Raw genomic sequence first — 19,313 nt, 5'->3', positions numbered from 1 at the left:
CGCCCACCAAAACACGGAGCGGTAGTTCAGTTGGTTAGAATACCTGCCTGTCACGCAGGGGGTCGCGGGTTCGAGTCCCGTCCGTTCCGCCACTTACAAGATATTCGTCTTGTTTCAGTGCACAACACGTTGTTTCATTCCTTGCGAATATGCATTCTGGGCGAATAGCTCAGTTGGGAGAGCATCTGCCTTACAAGCAGAGGGTCGGGGGTTCGAACCCCTCTTCGCCCACCAGAATGCAATGTCCTTTATAACTCTCCTTTAGCATTGTCAGCTCTCCGGCGGGATTTTGTATGTCTGTTTCAGGGCTTGTCGTGACACCTGATGCGGTTGTGCTGCAGGCGCTTTCCAGTCCTTTTCTCGACCATTTCAACATTGACCTTTCTGTGTTACGTCTTGACGGCATTCACCCTGCGATCAGCGGCAATAAATGGTTCAAGCTGATGCCCGCGCTTGAACAGGCACAGCGTCAAAACAAGCCCATATTGAGTTTTGGGGGCGCCTGGTCCAATCATATCCATGCGCTGGCTTGGGCGGGGCATGTGCTGGGTATACCCACGACAGGGGTTGTGCGCGGTGAAGCGGATTACGCCCGGAATGCCATGCTGAGTGATGCCCGGCGTTGGGGGATGCGGCTGCACTTTGTCACGCGTGAGGACTATCGGCGGCGCCACGAAGCGGGCTATCAGCAGGTGCTTTTGCGGCGGTTGGGGGATGCGGTAGTGGTGCCGGAAGGTGGCAGTACGCTGGCATCGGTACGCAGCGTTGCCGACATCTGGCGCCTGCCTGCATTGTCAGCGGTGACATGTGATGTGCTGGTAACGGCTGTGGGGACAGGGGCAACCCTGTCGGGGCTCGTGCTGGGTCGCCCGCCCGGTGTGCATGTGCTGGGTGTACCTGTGCTTAAGTATGATCAACGGCTGTCACAAACTGTGCAATCATGGCTGCAGGCGTTGAAAGTGGCGGATGAGGGCTGGTCATTCGTAAGTGGCGGGCATGGAGGTGGCTATGCGCGTATCAATGCCGAGCTGGCCAGGTTGATACAGGAGGCGGAGCAGCATTTTAATCTGCCCCTTGATCCCGTCTATACGGCCAAGGCTATGCATGCGCTCCATCGACAGATTGTCCAGGGGCGCATCAAGCCGGGCAGTCATGTTGTCTTGCTCCATACCGGTGGGTTGCAGGGGAAAAGAGGGCTGCAGGCACAGCTGGATGATCTGGCCCCTGCTTTTACAGGTCCACTGGCCTTATAATGACTCAATCTAATAAAGACCAATAACGGGAGTGCGTGGCGAGGCATGGATAATTTTCGAAATATCGGTTTGATCGGACGACTCGGCAGCAAATCCGTGATTGATACCTTGAAGCAGTTGATTCGTTTCCTGGATGATCGCGGGCTGAACGTGATTCTGGATCAGAACATCGCCGAGGTCATGCCCGGGCATGGTCAGCAAGTCTGCAAGCAGAAAATGATGGGCGAGATCTGTGATTTGGCCATTGTCGTCGGTGGTGATGGCAGTCTGTTGGGTGCTGCCCGTTCGTTGGCGCAGAGTAAGATCCCTGTAATAGGGATCAATCGCGGTAATCTCGGTTTTCTGACCGATATTCCGCCGCTGGATTTTGAAGATAAGCTGGGCCAGGTGCTCTCTGGCCGCTATACAGTAGACACGCGCTTCCTGCTGGATGTGGAAATCAAGCGCAATGGAGAGCCGATTGGTGAAATGACCGCACTGAATGACTGCGTGGTGCATCCAGGCAAGGCCACGCGCATGATTCAGTTTGAGCTCTATATCGAGGGGCAGTTCGTATACACTCAAAAATCGGACGGCCTTATCGTTTCGACGCCAACCGGCTCAACGGCATATGCGCTCTCGGGCGGTGGTCCGATCATGCACCCCAAACTGGATGCGCTGGTTCTGGTACCGATGTTTCCGCATACCCTGTCCAGTCGCCCGATCGTGGTTGACGGCAACAGTGAGCTCAAGCTGGTCATTACGGAAGAGAACAAGACCTATCCGGCCATATCCTGTGACGGTCAGCTGAATCAGAGCCTGGCACCCGGTGACAGCGTCACGATTCGCAAGCGGTCACAGAAACTGAAGTTGCTGCATCCGCTTGACTACGATTTCTATCGAACCTGTCGCGAAAAACTGGGGTGGGGTACCAAATTGGGTGAGCAGGAGTGAGATGTGAGCTGCCAAGGATACGACCTGATCGGTGATATTCACGGCTGTGCGCTAAGCCTGCGTATGCTGCTGGCGCGTCTGGGGTATCGTCAGGTCAACGGTGTCTACCGGCACCCGCAACGGAAGGTGATTTTTCTCGGTGACATTATCGATCGTGGCCCCCACATCCGAGAAGCACTGCAACTGGTGCGGAGCATGGTCGACGCCGGTGAAGCCCATATCGTCATGGGCAATCATGAATACAATTTTCTCAGCTACATGACACCACACCCGGACCGCCCCGGTGCCTACCTTCGTGAACACACTCCCCGCCATGAGCGTATCCTGCAGCAGACCTTGAAGCAGCTGGCGCCCTATGGTAGCGAGCAGCAGGATTACATGAACTGGTTCCTGGAGCTGCCGCTGTTTCTCGAATTCGAGCATTTTCGCGTGGTACACGCCTGCTGGCATCAGGGGCTGATCGACCGGTTTCGTGATCAGTACGGCGGGCCCTGTATCGATCATGATTTCCTGTGCCACTCGGCCATCGAAGACAGCTTTGAGTGGGAAGTGATGGACAGGCTGTTGCGCGGTACGCACCTGCGCCTGCCCAACAATGAAATGATGGTTAGCAAGGATGGTTTCAGACGTCATTTCTTCCGCACCAAGTTCTGGATGCCGGACCCGCAGTATCTGGTCGATGTGGTGTTTCAGCCGGATCCCTTGCCGGCGCATCTGGCACGATTGCCGATTACGCCGGAACAGCGCGAGGATTTGATCTGCTATGGGCCGGATGAAAAGCTGCTGTTCATTGGTCACTACTGGCGCCAGGGCACCCCCGAGCCTGTCACCAATAATATCGCCTGCCTCGATTACAGTGCCGTTAAATTCGGCAAGATGGTGGCCTATCGGCTGGATGATGAGCCCTGCATTCGACCGGACAAGTTTGTCTGGGTTGATGTGGCCCGTGAAGTGCACCTCTCCAATGTCGAGGTAGGGGCGTCATGATCCCTGTGTTGGAGGTGCCGTCGAGCGAGGATTTGACCGAGCTGACGGCCTTTCTGTGGCAGCAAGGGGTTGCCCACCGTGTCACAGAGGAGGATGGTCGCCAAGTGCTTTGGGTTGCGGATCAACAGGATCCGGTCCGTTTGCAGGAGCTGTATCGCTATTGGCGCAGCGGTGGCAATCTGGCTGCGGTTCAGTGGCCTCAGGCGCGCCACCGACGCCGTGCCGAAGTCAGCTGGACGGCGCTGCCGGTCACGCTACTGCTGATTGTGTTGAGCTTTGTGTTCAGTCTGATGATTGGTTTCGGTGCCAGCTTCGAGCGCATGAGCTGGTTCAGCTTCACGCCCTTTCAGGTGCAGGGGCAGGCGCTCATGCATCAGCTACTGTGGCCAACCCTTGTTTCAGGTGAAGTCTGGCGCTTGTTGACGCCCATTTTTCTGCACTTCAGCTTAATCCACATCTTGTTCAATCTGCTGTGGGTCTGGATTGTCGGGTCGCGCATGGAGCCCACGCAGGGCAGTCGCTCTCTGATCGGCTTGGTACTGTTCAGTGGCCTGTCATCCAATCTGGCACAATACCTCGTAAGCGGTCCCATGTTTGGTGGCATGTCCGGTGTCGTGTTTGCGTTGCTGGGTTATAGCTGGCTCTGGGACCGTCAGGGCGGGCAGCCGCGCTTTGGTCTGCCGCCGGCCTTGATGGGTATGATGCTTTTCTGGCTGGCGCTGGGGTATACCGGCGTACTGGAGGGTGTCGGCTTGGGGGCCATTGCGAACACGGCCCATCTGGTGGGGCTGTTGGCCGGCTTATGCTGGGTGCCGATTGCAAGGTATCTGAACAGGCATTCAGGTTGAGCACTATGCTAGAATCGAGAAGACTGGATCGGGAGAGTTGTGGTAATGACCTTTGAAAAAATGATTGAGGCAATGCAGCCTGAAGTCTATCAGTCGCTGCGACGTGCAGTGGAACTGGGCAAGTGGCCCAATGGTGAGCGCCTGACCCAAGAGCAGCGCGAGACCAGCCTGCGCGCCGTGATTGCCTATGAGCACACGCATAACGTTGCCGAAGATCAGCGCGTCGGCTTCATCGATCGCACGCGCCAGGATGGTACCCAGCACGGGACCGACCCCCTGCAGCCTCAGGTGTTGAAGATTCTGACGGATGCCTGAGATGACAGTTGAGGGCCGGTGCGGCCCGTTGCGCAAGATGCACACCCGTCTGGAGTCGCCGGTCTCCTATCAGTTGCCGCTGGGGGACCAGTTGGTCAGCCTCAACGAACACCTGGGAAAGGTGATCACACTGGAGTTCACCGGCCAGATCAATTGCCTGCATTGTGGCCGCAAGACACGCAAGAGCTACAATCAGGGATTCTGCTACCCCTGTTTCACCCGTTTGCCACAGTGTGACAGCTGTATCGTCAAACCGGAAAAGTGCCACTACCATGAGGGCACCTGCCGAGACCCTTCCTGGGGCGAGCGCCATTGCTTCCAGCCGCATGTGGTCTATTTGGCCAACTCATCCGGCATCAAGGTCGGTATCACACGTGGCGAGCAGGTGCCAACGCGCTGGATGGATCAGGGGGCGATACAGGCCCTGCCGATTCTGGAAGTGGATACACGCCTGCACTCGGGGCTGATCGAACAGATCATTGCCGCCCATGTCAGCGACAAGACCAACTGGCGCACCATGCTCAAGGGCGAAGTGGCACCGCTGGATCTGCCGCGAGAACGTGACCGCCTGCTGGAACTCTGTGCACTGCAGCTGGATGCCCTGCGTGATCAATACGGTGAGCAGGCCATTCGTCAGCTGGATGCCGATGTGATCGATATTGAATACCCGGTGCTTGAATATCCCACCAAAATCGCAACGCACAACTTTGACAAACAGCCGTTGGTGTCCGGTGTACTGCAGGGCATCAAGGGCCAGTATCTGATTCTCGATACCGGCGTGATTAACATCCGCAAGTTTGCCGCCTATCACGTGCAGTTAAGTCTTTAATTGGAGTTGTAATGTCATCCAAGCAGCCTAGCACCATTTACCTGGAAGATTATCAGCCGCCGGCCTGGCTGGTGACACACACCGAGCTGCGTTTCGAGCTGGAAGAAGACCAGACGCTGGTTCGCGCCCAGCTCAGCATCCAGTCCAACCCCGCGGTCAGTGATCGCCGCAAGCCCCTTGAGCTGCTGGGGGATGCGGGAATGGAGCTGTGCCGCCTGAGCATCGACGGCCAGGTGCTGGATGCTGCCGACTATCAGCGCGAGGCCGGTTGTCTGCGTATCGCCAATGTGCCTGAAAGCTTTGTCCTCGAATGTGTTACGCGTCTGCTGCCGCACGAAAATACGGCGCTTGAGGGGCTGTACAAGTCCGATGGCATGTTCTGTACCCAGTGCGAGGCCGAAGGCTTTCGGCGCATCACTTTTTTCCCGGACCGCCCGGACGTCATGTCCATCTTCCGCACCACGCTGGTGGCGGACAAGCAGCGTTATCCGGTTCTGCTGTCCAACGGCAACCCGGTCGACAGCGGTGAGGATGATGAAGGCCGCCACTGGGTGACCTGGGATGACCCCTGGCCCAAGCCGAGCTACCTGTTTGCACTGGTGGCGGGTGATCTGGCGCTGCTGGAAGATCAATACACCACCGCTTCCGGGCGTGAGGTTGCCCTGCGTATCTATGCCGAGCGCAAGGATCTCGACAAGCTTGACTATGCCATGCAGGCGCTCAAGGATGCCATGCGCTGGGATGAGGACGTCTATGGCCGCGAGTACGACCTCGATATCTACATGATCGTGGCGGTCGATTTCTTCAACATGGGCGCCATGGAAAACAAGGGCCTCAATATCTTCAACACCTCTTGTGTACTGGCGCACCCGCAGACCACCACGGATCAGGGCTTCCAGCGCGTTGAAGGTGTTGTGGCGCACGAGTATTTCCATAACTGGTCCGGCAATCGCGTTACTTGTCGCGACTGGTTTCAGCTCAGCCTCAAGGAGGGCTTCACCGTCTTCCGTGACGCCGAGTTCTCGGCCGACATGAACTCGCGTACCGTTAAGCGCATCGAAGATGTGACACTGCTGCGTACCGCCCAGTTTGCCGAAGATGGTGGTCCCATGGCGCATCCGGTGCGTCCAGAGTCATACATGGAAATTTCCAACTTCTATACCCTGACCGTATATGAAAAGGGTGCGGAAGTAGTGCGCATGCTGCACACCCTGCTGGGGCCTGAGCTGTTCCGTCAGGGCAGTGACCTCTACTTCGAGCGGCATGACGGTCAGGCGGTCACCACGGACGACTTCGTGGCGGCCATGGAAACGGTATCCGGACGTGACCTGAGCCAGTTCAAGCGCTGGTACAGCCAGGCTGGCACTCCACGGCTGCAGGTCAGCGACAGCTTTGATGCCGCGACCGGCTGTTACCAGCTCAAAGTGCGGCAGAGCTGCCCGCCATCACCGGGCCAGGAGCACAAGCAGCCTTATCACCTGCCGCTGGCTGTTGGCCTGCTGGCCGAAGACGGACGGGAACTCTTTGCCGGTCTGCTGGAGCTCACTGAAGAGGAGCAGGTATTCCGTTTTGACAATATCAGCGAGCGCCCAGTACCTTCGTTGCTGCGTGGTTTCTCGGCGCCCGTCAAGCTCGACTACGATTATACCGATGCCCAGCTGCTGATGCTGTTGCGGCACGATACCGATGGCTTCAACCGCTGGGATGCCGGTCAGCGACTGTGTATCCGTCTGTTGCAAACCCAGATACGCAACCATCAGCAGGGTGTGGCGCTGAGCTGTTCAAGCGAGCTGATCGAGGCCTGGCGCAACCTGCTGCAGGATGCCAGCCTGGATCCGGCGATGCTGGCACAATGCCTGCGGCTGCCGTCAGAAGCCCAGCTCAGTGAACTGGCCGAACAGATTGATGTCTCAGCCATCCATGAAGCGCGTGAATTCATGCGTACCACGCTAGCGCAGGTGCTGGAACAGGAGTGGCTGCAGGTGTATCAGCGCTGCGATACCGGTGAGACCTATTCCACCGATGCCGAGGCGATGGGGCGTCGCAGTCTGAAAAACCTGGCGCTGGCCTATCTGATGGCAACCGGTCGTGAGCCTTGGCTGGAGCTGGCGCGCCAGCAATACAGTCAAAGCGATAACATGACCGACCAGCTGGCTGCGCTGTCACTGGTGGCGCACTCTGACTTCCGTGAAACTGCTGACGAACTGCTGCAGGCGTTTTACCTGCAGTGGCAGCATGAGTCACTGGTGATGAATCAGTGGCTATCCGTGCAGGCCTCGGACCCGTCGGCGGGTGCGCTGGCGCGGGTCAACCAGCTGGCAGAACATCCGATTTTTGATGCTCGCAACCCGAACAAACTGCGCGCACTGATTGGCGGATTCTGTGGCCAGAACCCCATGCATTTCCATGCCGAAGACGGTTCGGGCTATGCCTGGCTGGCCGACTGGATTCTCCGGCTGGATCGCCAGAATCCGCAGGTTGCGGCGCGACTGCTGACACCGCTGACACGCTGGAAGCGCCATGAACCGGTGCGTTCAGCTCTGATGCAGGGACAGCTTCAACGAATGATGGATACCGCTGAGCTGTCTGCTGATGTATATGAGGTAGTCAGCAAAAGTCTGATGTAATCCGGCCGGATCAACCGGCCACTTTCGACGTAAGCCGGGCCACCCCCGTGGCCCTACAACAACAAGCTGTGAAGGACACGCAGATGGAACCCTATTTTGACGCAAGCGACAAATTTGATCTTCAGCAGAACTACCGTCGTTACCTGAAGTTTCATGACCAGAGCCAAACGGCCAATGAACTGTTCAAGGATGCGCGTGCCAGCCGTGTATGGGTGGCCGGTATCATCCTGATGGTATTTGCCATGGCATCCGAGTTCTTTTTGGGGGCTGCGGCTGGCCTGTTTGGTCTTTACTTTTATCGTATTTTGGCGGCTTGGCACCGCGTCAGCCAAGCGGATGAAGGTCTGGAAGAAACTGCTCGCTGGTTTGCCAGCAAGGGCCTGAAATTCGAAGGGCGCATCCTGTACCCGCGTACCGATGATCAGCTCGAGCGTCCGCTTGACCCGTTCAACGAAGACCTGTATCGCTGATCGTCGCCATGCAGCGTGAATACCGCCGCTTGAGCCGTCGCACACAGTACCTGCTGTCACTGCCGGAGGGGCTCAACGTGGACTTCAAACGCGAAGTCCATGCGGTCAAAAGCTCTGATCTGGTGGCGTTTGCCAACACGGCTCAGGGTGGTACGCTGCTGATCGGCATTGATGAATACACGGCCGACAATGGTGTCCAGCGCGGACGCGTTGTCGGTTGTGAGGTGGACGACAAGGCCCGTTTGATGCTGGTCAACAAGTCCACCGGCTGTATCCCCAACGTGGAGATTCAGATCTTCACCGAAAACCTTTCCCAGGCGCGTCCCATTCTGAGGGTTGAAATCGCGCCCGGCCAGCACAAGCCTTATTGTACTCAGCGCGGTGAATATGCCGTGCGCACCGACGGGCGCAACCGGGCCCTGTTGCCCGAGGAGTTGTTGGCCATCTTCATGGAGCGTGAAGGGGAGCAGTTTCTGTCGCGTTTTCGTGATGCGGTGCACCAACTGGAACATCAGCTGGGCAGCGTCAGCCACGCGCTGAGTGAGGGCATGCTGGGCGTCAGTGAACGCCTTTATGAGCTGGATCATCAGCTGCAGCGCACGCTGGGCCGAATCGAGCAGCTGACCGACAGCAACAAGAAGCGCTCGCGCAATCTGATGCAGGCGCTGCGTCAGAGCCAGGCCGGTATCGTTCAGCTCGAAAACAGCATCGCACCGGTGATCAATGATCAGGGCCAGCATCTGCTGCAGGATATCGAGCATAAGCTGGGCATGCTGCTGGATCTGCTCGACAGTGATAGTGGCAACGGACATCAGGGACACTGACAGGCTTTGCGACTGATTTGATACGCATCAAGAAGCGGTGGTCAGAGTCGTCTATAGTGAAATCAAACTACCTGATTCGGAGATGAGCACCATGAATATCGTGTCAGAACTGCACCAGGATCACGTCAACCTTGACCGCCTGCTGGAAATCCTTGAGCGCAAGGTGACGCGGCTGCGTGCCGGCAACCACCCGGACTTTTCCTTGATGGCGGAAGTGGTCGACTACGTGGGCGATTATGCCGATCAACACCACCACCCGCGTGAAGACAGGATGTATGCCTTCTTTCGCGGGCGTGATGCGGCGCTCGACAAGGCGTTCGACAAGAGTGAAGCCGAGCATGTTACGCTCAAGCAGCTTTCCACCCGTCTGGCCGAATCGATTGACGGCATTCTGCATGACGCCGTAATGCCCATGGATCAATTCACGGACCAGCTGGAGGCCTTCGTCAAGGCGGAAAAAGCGCATCTGCGGCATGAGGAAAAGGCTATCTTTAAGCCGCTTGAGTCACTGGCCTCGGATACGGACTGGCAGGCACTGGCCGAGCAGTTGCCACAGTCGGAAGACCCTCTATTCGGGGAGCGTCAGGCCGACCAGTACCGTGCATTGTATAAGGCACTGGTCGAGGACATGAAATCGTCAGACAGTTGAGTGGTGCAGCGCCATGTAACGCTCAACCGTATCGACAATGGCCTGTGTCTGAGGGTCAACCTCCAGGTTGACCCGATCACCCACCTTCAGATCACGAAATGTGGTCTGGCGCAGGGTTTCCGGAATCAGAGCAACCGAAAAACATTCCCGATCCGCCTCGGCCAGTGTCAGGCTGCAGCCGTTCAGTCCAACATATCCCTTGGGCAGCAGGTAGGCCGATGCTTCGGGGGGAGTGGCGAAGCGGATACGGCAGTTGTCTTCGCGCGTGGTAATATCGGTGATTTCTGCCGTGCACAGTATATGACCGGACATCTGATGCCCGCCGATTTCGTCGCCGATCCTGGCGGCGCGTTCAAAATTGACCCGACTGCCAGGCTCGATGTTACCCAGATTGGTCAGTGCCAGGGTGGTATCGATGACATCCAGTTTTACCCTGTTGTCCGCAAACGAGGTGATGGTCAAGCAGGTGCCATTGATGGCAATGCTGGCACCGACTTGCAGGTTCTCGCTGGCAGCTGCCGGCAACGCCAGTTCGATCTGCATGAAACCTTCGCGCCGTGTGCAGTCAATCACTTGGGCGGTACCCTGAACAATGCCTGTAAACATACTGTGCTACCCTCAAAACAAAAATCTGAACCGCTAGCGGGGACGTAATCTTATCTCAAAGCGCCAAGGAGAATGCAAATGCGAGTATTGATTACCGGTGGCAGCGGATTTATCGGGCAGGCGCTGACGCATGCCCTGACAGCACGGGGCGACCAGGTCGTGGTACTGAGTCGCTCACCGGACCGAGTGCCGACTCATACGGGCATGGTCTGTGTTGCGGATCTCAAAGAGGTTCAAGGACAGGTAGATGCCGTGGTGAACCTGGCCGGGGCGCCCATTGTTGACAAGCGGTGGACGGACGCTCGCAAGCAGCTATTACGTGACAGCCGTATTGAAACGACGCGCCGACTGGTTGACTGGATAGAGCAGCGTGAACAGCGGCCAAGTGTATTGGTCAGCGGCTCAGCAATCGGTTTTTACGGCTCCCACCTGGATGAGGTGTTGACCGAGTCGGCGTCGGTTGAGGCAGGCTTTCCGCATGAGTTGTGTCGCGATTGGGAGCAATCGGCAATGGATGCCGTCAAGCTGGGTGTGCGTGTTTGTCTGATTCGTACCGGTGTTGTGCTCGGTCGCGGCGGTGCTCTGTCCAAGATGCTACCGGCCTTCAAGCTGGGGCTGGGTGGACCCATTGGCAGCGGCGCCCAATGGATGTCATGGATTCACCGTGATGATGAAGTGGGGGCCATTATATATCTGCTGGACAATCCGTCACTGCAGGGGCCGTTTAACCTCACGGCACCTGAGCCGGTTACCAATGAGGTGTTCAGCAAGACGCTCGGTAAAGTTTTGGGGCGACCGGCCTTTATGCGCGTGCCCGCAGTGGTCATGAAAGTGATGCTCGGGGAGGCCAGTGAGCTGTTGGTAGAAGGCCAGCGGGTCGTGCCGGCCAATCTCAATACGGCCGGATACACCTTCCGCTACCCTCAACTCGAGCCGGCACTGAAGCAAGTGTTGGGTCAGAAGCCTTCATGATGCCACTCTGAATGCCACGGCATCGGTCTCAGTATGCTCCGGTGCCGTAGAGTGGCTGCGTCGACTGCGCAGTTTTTCGATCGCTTCCAGCAGCAGGTCACCTTCCCAAGCATAAGGATCCTGATGCAGATGATGGTCTAGATCCAGCACCAGAAAGTCCAGGGTCTGGCTACGTGCAGCCTCGCACAGGGCTTCCAGGCTATCCAGGCTGTGCTCGGGCCAGAAGTTCTGTCCCCACTCCACCAATCGCAGGCGTGCGGCTTCCGCATCATTTTGTTGACAGGCAATGGCCAGTGCCTGGTAGGTATTGCGCTCGGCGCGTTGGTGTGACAGCAGCAGTTTCTGCGCGCGTCGCTGCTCCTCCGCTACGCCTTCTGCCTGGCTAAGGCGACGCAGACGATGCAACTGTACCCAGCTATAGGCCCAGCCTGTCGACGTGGTGGCAAGTAATACGGTTAGCAGGGTGGTCGCCAGCATCCACGGCCACAAGGGTTTGGTTGTATCGGGCTGAGCCGGTGCCAGGTCCGTGGCGGAGTCTGTCAGGCTTGCGGGCAGAGCCGGAGGTGCAACTTCTAACTGGATGGGGGGCAGGCTGGCGTGGTCGGCACGTTCGGCGAGCGTATTCCACCAGTACACGTCAATCGGTGGCAGTGTCAGCGCGCCCGGTCCCAAAGGCTCAATGCGGATGCGCTCAGTGCGGGTGCTGATCAGGCCTTGAGCCGTCATGTTCTCGGTCAGGCTGACATCGTCTCGCTGGGCAAAGAAGCTGTCGCTGTCAGCCGTAAACAGTACCGGCAGCGCATCCGCCGGCAAGCCATGTGCCTTCAAGGTGATTTGGCGCACGAAGCTTTCTCCCGGCATCAGCTGTTCGGGCGTGGGGCTGTCTTCCTGTAAGGATACGCGTTCGGCCGGCAGCCAGTACCCTTGGCTGTTGCGGTGCGCAGGCTCCAGTATCTCGACATCAAAAGTTTCGCGAACAGCAGTCGGCACCGGCTGATTGTCCATTACCAGCTCCGGTCCGATCAGCGTACGCAACCCGGTGGACGACGGGAACAGGGCAAAGGCCTGTTCCAGCACATGCCAGCTCTGACCGTCACGGTTGGTACGGTAACGCTTGGGCTCTCCCAGTGTGAATGTCAGCGCGCCCGCAAGTTCAGGGCGACCGAAACTGACAGCATCGGGAATGGGCTTCTGTTGAAACAGACGCGCCGTGAACAGCAGTTGAGCGTGTGAATACACCTGATCCTGACTGAGCAGGCTATTCATGTAGCGGTCAGGTGTTTGACTCTGCGCGGTGCGAGTTCCGGTGACTGTTATGTTATGGGGAGTGCTGATTGCATCACCCAGGCGTATGGCCGGGATGCGCAGGGTGCCGGTATTGCGCGGACGCAGCTGCAGAAGCCAGCGAGTCCGAACATCTCGGCTGGCCGAGGAGTGGCTTGAGATGATGACTTTCTGGCTGCTTTGAATGTGAAAATCCGTTTCCAGCGCCTGCAGGTCGGGCCGCTGCTCCAGTTGCCCGGGCGTTTCCAGAGTCAGAGTCAAGGTATCGGCGGCCGTCAGTGTATAACGATCAACCGTGGTTTTAACCTCAGCCGCTACCATGGATGATACAAACAAGGAAAACAATAACAGGTAGGCGCGCATCAGCGGGTCCGTTCAGAAATAAACACCATGTGATCCGGCATTATCATCCATGGATGCATCCAGATCAATTTGATGAGCCGCTTGCCTGAAAAGGACACATTAAGAATGTGTCGCATGACTTGACGCCGGGTTTAACTATACTGCTGGAAAACATGAACTCAATTAGCTGGCAAGAGAGAGCTTATGACCCGTCGACTGGCTGAAAGCAAGACTGAATTGATCAAGCAATTGAAAGCCATGGTCACCGATCGTCTGCCCGAAAAACGGTCGGCACCATTGATTTGCTTTATGGATGCCTATTTTGCCCACGCGGCTGAAAAGGATCTGTTGCAATGGCGGCTTGATGATCTTTATGGCGCGGTGCTGGCGGCCTGGCAATTCATGCAGGAGCGTGGCGAGAGTGAAACACGCATTCGGGTTTTCAATCCGGATTATGAGCGTCATGGCTGGCAGTCCACGCATACCGTGATAGAGGTGTTGCAGTGTGATATGCCGTTTATTGTTGATTCGCTGCGCATGGAATTAAATCGCCGTAACCTGTCCATCCATGCCATCTTGAATACCGTATTCAGTACGCGCCGTGATGGCGATGGAAAATTGACCGAGCTGCTGGCGCGCGACAGTCGTGCCAAGGGAGTTCAGCGAGAGTCGCTGGTTGCGATTGAAGTGGATCGGCATACTGACCCTGAGCAGCTGTCACAACTGGAGCAGGCCTTGCTGGAGGTGTTGGCGGATGTTCGCGTGGCTGTCAGTGACTTTGACGCCATGCTCGAGCAGGCTGATGAGCTGCTGGTCGGGTATGCCAAGGATCCTGAAGGGTTTGCCAGTGAAGACGTCAGCGAAACACGCGACTTCATTCGCTGGCTCAAGCAGCACTTTACCTTTTTGGGCTATGACGAGTACCAGCTGCAGGGCAAGGGCAAGCAGCAACGCTTGGAGCCGGTCAAGGGACGTTCGCTTGGCTTGTTGAGGCACACGGCAGGGCGTGCCGATCAGGGGCCGCTGTTTTCGACGGAGCGGGATGTAGGCGCTTTCACCCTGATTCCGGATTTGCTTTCCTTTACTAAATCATCTCGCAAGTCACGTGTGCATCGTCCTGCCTATCCGGATTACATCAGCATCAAGCGCTTCGATGCCAAGGGCCAATTGGTGGGCGAGTCGCGTTTTCTGGGGCTGTATACCTCGGCTGTATATCTGCATGGATCAACTGATATTCCTGTGGTGCGGCGCAAAGTCAAGGCTGTCATGGAGCGCTCAGGCCTGCATCAGAATGGCCATGACTGGAAAGAGCTGCAGCAAATTCTAGAAATCTATCCACGAGATGACCTGTTCCAGTCCAGCATTGATGAGCTGTACCAGACCGCCATGGGTATTCTGCAAATCCATGAACGCCGCCAGATTCGGCTGTTTCTGCGCCGTGATTACTACGGCCATTTCTTTTCGGCACTGGTCTATGTGCCGCGTGAAATCTACAGCACCGATTTTCGCATCAAGGTACAGACGATTCTACAGCAGGCGCTGTCGTGTGATCAGGCAGAGTTCACGACCTATTTCTCGGAATCCGTGCTGGCACGCACCCAGTTCTTGTTCCGGCGTCAGGACCACCAGCATGTGACCACCGATTACGATGTCGCCGAGCTGGAGCAGCAGATCAGTCATGCGGCCAGTAGTTGGCAGGAGGAGTTGTATGAAGCTCTGGGTGATGCGCTGGGTGAGGAAAAAGGCATTCGTGCCTACAACCACTACCACGACAGTTTCTCGGCCGGTTATCGCTCAGACTTCACGCCACGGGCTGCCGTGGTCGATATCCAGCACATGGAAAGTCTCAGTGATGAACGGCGTATGGCGCTGAGTTTTTACGAGGCGCTGGAGCGTGAGCCGGAAGAACTGAACTTCAAGCTGTACCACCGAGGCGAGGCCTTGCCGTTGTCGGACGTGTTGCCGGTGCTGGAAAACCTGGGTCTAAGGGTGATCGATGAGCACCCTTATCAGGTTGAAGTAGATGGTTGTTGCGTATGGATTCATGATTTCAATCTCCGCTACACAGGGTCCCGGCAGATTACCGCTACCACCATGCAAGAAGTATTTGAAGACGCCTTTCTGAATGTCTGGTATGGCCATGCCGGCAATGATGATTTCAACAAGCTGGTGCTGGGGGCGCAGCTGCACTGGCGTGAGGTGTCGCTGCTACGGGCCTATGCCGGCTACATGAAGCAGATGCGTTTTCCGATCAGTCAGGAAGCGGTCAGCATTGCGCTGAAACATCATGTGGAACTGGCGCGGCTGCTGGTGGAGCTGTTTGCGGCACGTTTTGACCCTTGCAAGGTGTCCGACAAGCATGAGGAAAAGATCAAGGAGCAGATTCAGGAGGGGCTGGATTCGGTAGCCAGCTTGAACGAAGATCAAGCGATCCGACAGTATCTTGCACTGATCGAAGCCACACTGAGAACGAATTTTTATCAAGAGCAGGAGGGCAAGCCCAAGGATTGCATTGCTTTCAAACTGTCGCCAAGGGATATTCCGCTGCTGCCCGAGCCCAAGCCCCTGTATGAAATTTTTGTTCACTCGCCACGGGTGGAAGGGGTGCATTTGCGTGGTGGCAAGGTTGCCCGTGGCGGCCTGCGTTGGTCTGATCGCCTGGAGGATTTCCGTACCGAGGTGCTCGGTCTGGTGAAGGCCCAGCAAGTTAAGAACGCGGTTATTGTTCCGGTCGGCGCTAAAGGCGGTTTCGTGGCGCGTCAGTTGCATACCAGCATGAGCCGTGAAGAGTGGCTGTCCGAAGGGGTAGCCTGTTACCGGACCTTCATTCGTGCCTTGCTGGATGTCACGGACAATCTGGTCGATGGTAAAGTGGTGCCACCGCCCCAGTTGGTGCGTCACGACGAGGACGATACCTACCTGGTAGTGGCGGCAGATAAGGGTACGGCCACGTTCTCTGATATCGCCAATGAGATTGCTGCCGAATACAACTTCTGGCTGGGTGACGCCTTTGCTTCCGGTGGCAGCCAGGGGTATGACCACAAGAAAATGGGCATCACTGCCCGGGGGGCCTGGGTCTCCGTGGAGCGTCACTTCCGTGAGCTGGGGCTCAACACCGCCGAGGATACCTTTACTGCCATCGGCATCGGGGACATGTCAGGGGATGTGTTCGGTAACGGCATGCTGCGTTCGGACAAGACCCGTCTGGTGGCGGCTTTCAACCATCAGCATGTGTTCATCGATCCCGATCCGGATCCGGCAGCCTCTTTTGCGGAGCGTCAGCGTCTGTTTGAGCTGCCGCGTTCGGGCTGGAACGATTATGATCGCAAACTGATTTCCGCTGGTGGCGGTGTGTTTGATCGCAGTGCCAAGTCGATCACGTTGACGCCGGAGATCAAAGAGTTGACCGGACTTAATGGCAGCCGTGTGACGCCGACCGAGCTGATATCCGCACTCCTGTGTGCCCCGGTTGACTTGATCTGGAACGGCGGTATTGGCACCTATATCAAGGCCAGTGATGAAAATCATGTTGATGTGGGCGACAAGGCCAATGACAGCCTCAGGGTCAATGCCGACCAGGTCCGTGCACGCGTGCTGGGCGAGGGCGGCAATTTGGGGGTAACCCAGCGCGGCCGTATGGAACTGGCAGCAGGAGGCTGCCGATTGAACACTGATTTTATTGATAATGCCGGTGGAGTCGACTGCTCGGACCATGAGGTCAATATCAAGATTCTGCTGGATTCCATTCTGGCCAGTGGCGATATGACTACCAAGCAGCGCAACCAGCTGCTCAGTGACATGACCGATGACGTGGCTGATCTGGTACTGCAGAACAACTACCGCCAGGTGCAGGCCATTTCCCTGGCAGAGTCCCGCGCTGCCGGCAGCATGGCGGAGTATCGACGCCTGATCAACGGCCTGGAATCAGAGGGCAAGCTGAACCGTGAGCTGGAATTTCTGCCCAGTGACGAGCAGCTGATCGAGCGTCAGAACAGCGGTCAGGGATTCAACCGGCCGGAGCTTTCGGTGCTGGTGTCCTACAGCAAAGCCGACCTCAAGGAGCAGCTATTGGCTTCGTCCGTGCCTGACGATGCCTACCTGGCGCGGGAGCTGTTGACCGCCTTCCCACAGCGGCTGCAGGATCAGTATGGCGAAGCACTGTACACGCATCGCTTGCATCGGGAGATTGTTGCGACTCAGATTGCCAACCAGATGGTCAACTTGATGGGCATCAATTTTGTCGAACGGCTGATGACATCGACTGGCGCCGATATCGAGCATGTGGTTCGGGCGTATGTGTTGGCACGAGATGTGTTCTCGCTGCAAACCACCTGGGAAGGAGTTGAGGCACTGGATTATCGGGTGGATGCACAGACTCAGCTGGACATGATGCTGGAACTGCAACACCTGATTCGTCGGGCTGCCCGCTGGTTCGTGCGCAACCGTCCTGCGGTGCTGGATTGTGAGCAGGAGCGAGCCCACTTTGCACCGCATCTTGAATCGATCAGTTGCAACCTGGGTGATCTGCTGTGTGGCGAGCCCTGCGAGGCCTGGCATCAGGCTTATAGCCATTACACCGACGCAGGTGTTCCGGCCAAGCTGGCGCAGGTTGTGGCCGGGTCACGGTCACTCTATTCGGCGCTGAGCATCATCGAAGTGGCCAGCGAACAGGGGGCGACCGTTGAAGCAGCGGCTCAGGCCTATTTTGGGCTGGGTGAGCAGCTGGATATGCAGTGGTTCAGTGCGCAGCTGAACGATCTGGGCATCACCAGCTACTGGCAGGCGCTGGCGCGCGATACCTTCCGCGACGACCTGGATGCGCAGCAGCGGGCTCTGACCGCGTCGGTACTGAGCACCGAAAAGCATGACTCTAAGCCGGTGCATGAGCGGGTAGCACTCTGGATGGCGCATAACCGCCCCCATGTGGATCGCTGGCTGATGGTACTGTCGGAATTGAAAAATGCCACGCACCAGGATTACGCCATGTATACTGTCGCCGTTCGTGAGCTGGCTGATATGGCTCGCTGTAGTGCACAATTGGAATAACAGCGTTGCATGAATGAGATTATTGTTGATCTGCGAATCAGCAAAGATGAATGTTTGAAAATGTATCAGGGCCCGTCTCGTGTGGTGTCAACCCGCGCCAGAGACGGGCGCCGGGTACAGTTCCCTGCCGATATCCTGCGTCCCTGGGTGTTGCATGACGGTATTCGAGGGTGCTTTCGAATTCGTTTTACCCCTGAAGGCAAGTTCAGTGACATCCGCCGCCTGAGTTGAGCGGTGTTCATGTCGCGTCGCCTCGCCTATAATGCCGCTTCCGTTCATTAACCATCAGTGAATACCATGCTATACGATCTTGCACGCGCACTTATGTTCAGGCTTGATGCCGAAACCTCGCATGAGATGGCACTGGGCAGTATGAACCTGGCGGCATCGCTGGGGCTGCACAAGCTTATGGGGGCCGGTGCACCGTCGCTGCCGACCAAGGTCATGGGTATTCGCTTTCCCAATCCGGTTGGTCTGGCTGCGGGTCTGGACAAAAACGGCACCGCCGTGGACGGTCTGTCAGCCATGGGATTCGGTTTTCTGGAAGTCGGCACGGTCACGCCGCGACCGCAGCCGGGCAATCCCAAGCCGCGCCTGTTCCGCATTCCGGAGCACAGCGCCATCATCAACCGCATGGGGTTCAACAATGACGGTGTTGATCAGCTGCTGAAAAACCTGGATCGCAGCAGCTACAATGGCGTCTTGGGTATCAACATCGGCAAGAACAAGGATACGCCCAACGATCAGGCGCATCTGGACTACCTGCTGTGCCTGCGTAAGGTTTATACCCGCGCCAGCTACATCACCGTCAACGTTTCCTCACCCAATACACCGGGGCTGCGCACTCTTCAGTTTGGCGAGTCGCTGAACAGCCTGCTGGATGCCCTGAAAACTGAACAGGCCCGGCTGGCCAGCCTGCATGGCCGTTATGTGCCCATTGCGGTCAAGATCGCACCGGACATGGATAGTGAAGAAACCGCCATGGTCGCGTCTGCACTGAAAACCTACGAGATGGATGGTGTCATCGCCACCAACACGACACTGTCTCGCGAAGGGGTGGAAGACAGCCCCTTGGCGGCTGAGGCCGGTGGCTTGAGTGGCTCTCCGGTACGCAACCGTTCCACGGCGACCATTCGCACGCTGGCACAGCACCTGGATGGTGCGCTGCCGATCATTGGCGTGGGTGGTATTACCGAGGGCTTTGATGCGGCGGAGAAAATCGAGGCCGGTGCCAGTCTGGTGCAGATCTACACCGGTTTCATCTACCGTGGTCCTGAGCTGGTCCGTGATGCGGTGAACGCGATCGCACAGACTCAGGGACGCTGAGG

The 19,313-nt window shown here is 57.1% G+C and carries 16 protein-coding genes and 2 tRNA genes; 16 read left to right on the top strand and 2 right to left on the bottom strand.

Translation table 11 applies throughout. The annotated features are described in order from the left end of the window. Positions 1 to 15: 15 nt before the first annotated feature. The 12 genes from KTN04_RS02855 (at position 16) to KTN04_RS02800 (ending at position 9,735) form a co-directional block, all read left to right on the top strand. Positions 16 to 92 (top strand) — tRNA-Asp (locus tag KTN04_RS02855). A gap of 66 nt (positions 93 to 158) precedes the next feature. Further along, a tRNA-Val gene (locus KTN04_RS02850) sits at positions 159 to 234 on the top strand. A 59-nt stretch (positions 235 to 293) separates the two neighbouring features. After that, on the top strand, positions 294 to 1,253 hold the full coding sequence (locus tag KTN04_RS02845; RefSeq protein ID WP_217333689.1) for a 1-aminocyclopropane-1-carboxylate deaminase/D-cysteine desulfhydrase: 960 nt from the start codon (positions 294 to 296) through the stop codon (positions 1,251 to 1,253). A gap of 45 nt (positions 1,254 to 1,298) precedes the next feature. Further along, positions 1,299 to 2,186, top strand: coding sequence for an NAD(+) kinase (locus KTN04_RS02840; protein ID WP_217333688.1), 888 nt, complete (start codon positions 1,299 to 1,301; stop codon positions 2,184 to 2,186). Between the two features lie 3 nt (positions 2,187 to 2,189). Beyond that, positions 2,190 to 3,173, top strand: a complete 984-nt coding sequence (locus KTN04_RS02835; RefSeq protein WP_217333687.1) for a metallophosphoesterase — start codon at positions 2,190 to 2,192, stop codon at positions 3,171 to 3,173. After that, positions 3,170 to 4,021, top strand: coding sequence for a rhomboid family intramembrane serine protease (locus KTN04_RS02830; protein WP_217333686.1), 852 nt, complete (start codon positions 3,170 to 3,172; stop codon positions 4,019 to 4,021). Before KTN04_RS02835 ends, KTN04_RS02830 begins: the two co-directional genes overlap by 4 nt. Before the next feature lie 45 nt (positions 4,022 to 4,066). After that, positions 4,067 to 4,336 (top strand): YeaC family protein, encoded by a 270-nt coding sequence (locus KTN04_RS02825; protein WP_217333685.1) that lies wholly within the window; start codon positions 4,067 to 4,069, stop codon positions 4,334 to 4,336. 1 nt (position 4,337) lies between these two features. Then, positions 4,338 to 5,165 (top strand): DUF2797 domain-containing protein, encoded by an 828-nt coding sequence (locus KTN04_RS02820; protein ID WP_254262328.1) that lies wholly within the window; start codon positions 4,338 to 4,340, stop codon positions 5,163 to 5,165. Positions 5,166 to 5,176: 11 nt separating this feature from the next. Then, positions 5,177 to 7,792: an aminopeptidase N gene (gene pepN, locus KTN04_RS02815; protein ID WP_217333683.1), complete on the top strand. Its 2,616-nt coding sequence runs from the start codon at positions 5,177 to 5,179 to the stop codon at positions 7,790 to 7,792. An 83-nt stretch (positions 7,793 to 7,875) separates the two neighbouring features. Then, complete coding sequence (locus KTN04_RS02810) at positions 7,876 to 8,262, top strand: MFS transporter (protein WP_217333682.1); 387 nt, start codon at positions 7,876 to 7,878, stop codon at positions 8,260 to 8,262. 8 nt (positions 8,263 to 8,270) lie between these two features. Continuing rightward, positions 8,271 to 9,086, top strand: a complete 816-nt coding sequence (locus tag KTN04_RS02805) for an AlbA family DNA-binding domain-containing protein (RefSeq protein ID WP_254262327.1) — start codon at positions 8,271 to 8,273, stop codon at positions 9,084 to 9,086. Positions 9,087 to 9,177: 91 nt separating this feature from the next. Further along, positions 9,178 to 9,735 (top strand): hemerythrin domain-containing protein, encoded by a 558-nt coding sequence (locus KTN04_RS02800; protein ID WP_217333681.1) that lies wholly within the window; start codon positions 9,178 to 9,180, stop codon positions 9,733 to 9,735. Here KTN04_RS02800 and KTN04_RS02795 read toward each other — a convergent pair. Continuing rightward, positions 9,724 to 10,341, bottom strand: a complete 618-nt coding sequence (locus KTN04_RS02795) for a riboflavin synthase subunit alpha (RefSeq protein ID WP_217333680.1) — start codon at positions 10,339 to 10,341, stop codon at positions 9,724 to 9,726. The genes KTN04_RS02800 and KTN04_RS02795 overlap by 12 nt on opposite strands. Before the next feature lie 78 nt (positions 10,342 to 10,419). Between KTN04_RS02795 and KTN04_RS02790 the strand changes: the two genes are divergently transcribed. Further along, a complete protein-coding gene (locus tag KTN04_RS02790; RefSeq protein ID WP_217333679.1) occupies positions 10,420 to 11,313 on the top strand; it encodes a TIGR01777 family oxidoreductase in 894 nt (297 codons plus the stop codon). Here the strand turns inward: KTN04_RS02790 and KTN04_RS02785 are convergent. Continuing rightward, on the bottom strand, positions 11,308 to 12,960 hold the full coding sequence (locus KTN04_RS02785; RefSeq protein ID WP_217333678.1) for a BatD family protein: 1,653 nt from the start codon (positions 12,958 to 12,960) through the stop codon (positions 11,308 to 11,310). The two genes, KTN04_RS02790 and KTN04_RS02785, sit on opposite strands and share 6 nt — an antisense overlap. Before the next feature lie 183 nt (positions 12,961 to 13,143). Between KTN04_RS02785 and KTN04_RS02780 the strand changes: the two genes are divergently transcribed. The 3 genes from KTN04_RS02780 to KTN04_RS02770 all read left to right on the top strand — a co-directional run bounded on the left by KTN04_RS02780 (position 13,144) and on the right by KTN04_RS02770 (position 19,311). Beyond that, positions 13,144 to 17,985 (top strand): NAD-glutamate dehydrogenase, encoded by a 4,842-nt coding sequence (locus KTN04_RS02780; protein ID WP_217333677.1) that lies wholly within the window; start codon positions 13,144 to 13,146, stop codon positions 17,983 to 17,985. A gap of 9 nt (positions 17,986 to 17,994) precedes the next feature. After that, entirely contained in the window at positions 17,995 to 18,216 is a 222-nt protein-coding gene (locus KTN04_RS02775) for a DUF2835 domain-containing protein (RefSeq protein WP_217333676.1), read from the top strand. Positions 18,217 to 18,282: 66 nt separating this feature from the next. Further along, positions 18,283 to 19,311 (top strand): quinone-dependent dihydroorotate dehydrogenase, encoded by a 1,029-nt coding sequence (locus KTN04_RS02770; protein ID WP_217333675.1) that lies wholly within the window; start codon positions 18,283 to 18,285, stop codon positions 19,309 to 19,311. The last annotated feature ends 2 nt before the right edge of the window (positions 19,312 to 19,313 follow it).

Source organism: Marinobacterium weihaiense (assembly GCF_019061305.1).
GTDB classification, from domain to species: Bacteria; Pseudomonadota; Gammaproteobacteria; order Pseudomonadales; family Balneatricaceae; genus Marinobacterium; species Marinobacterium weihaiense.
Note: the sequence above shows the minus strand (reverse complement) of the source record. Positions and strands in the feature narration are given on the sequence as shown.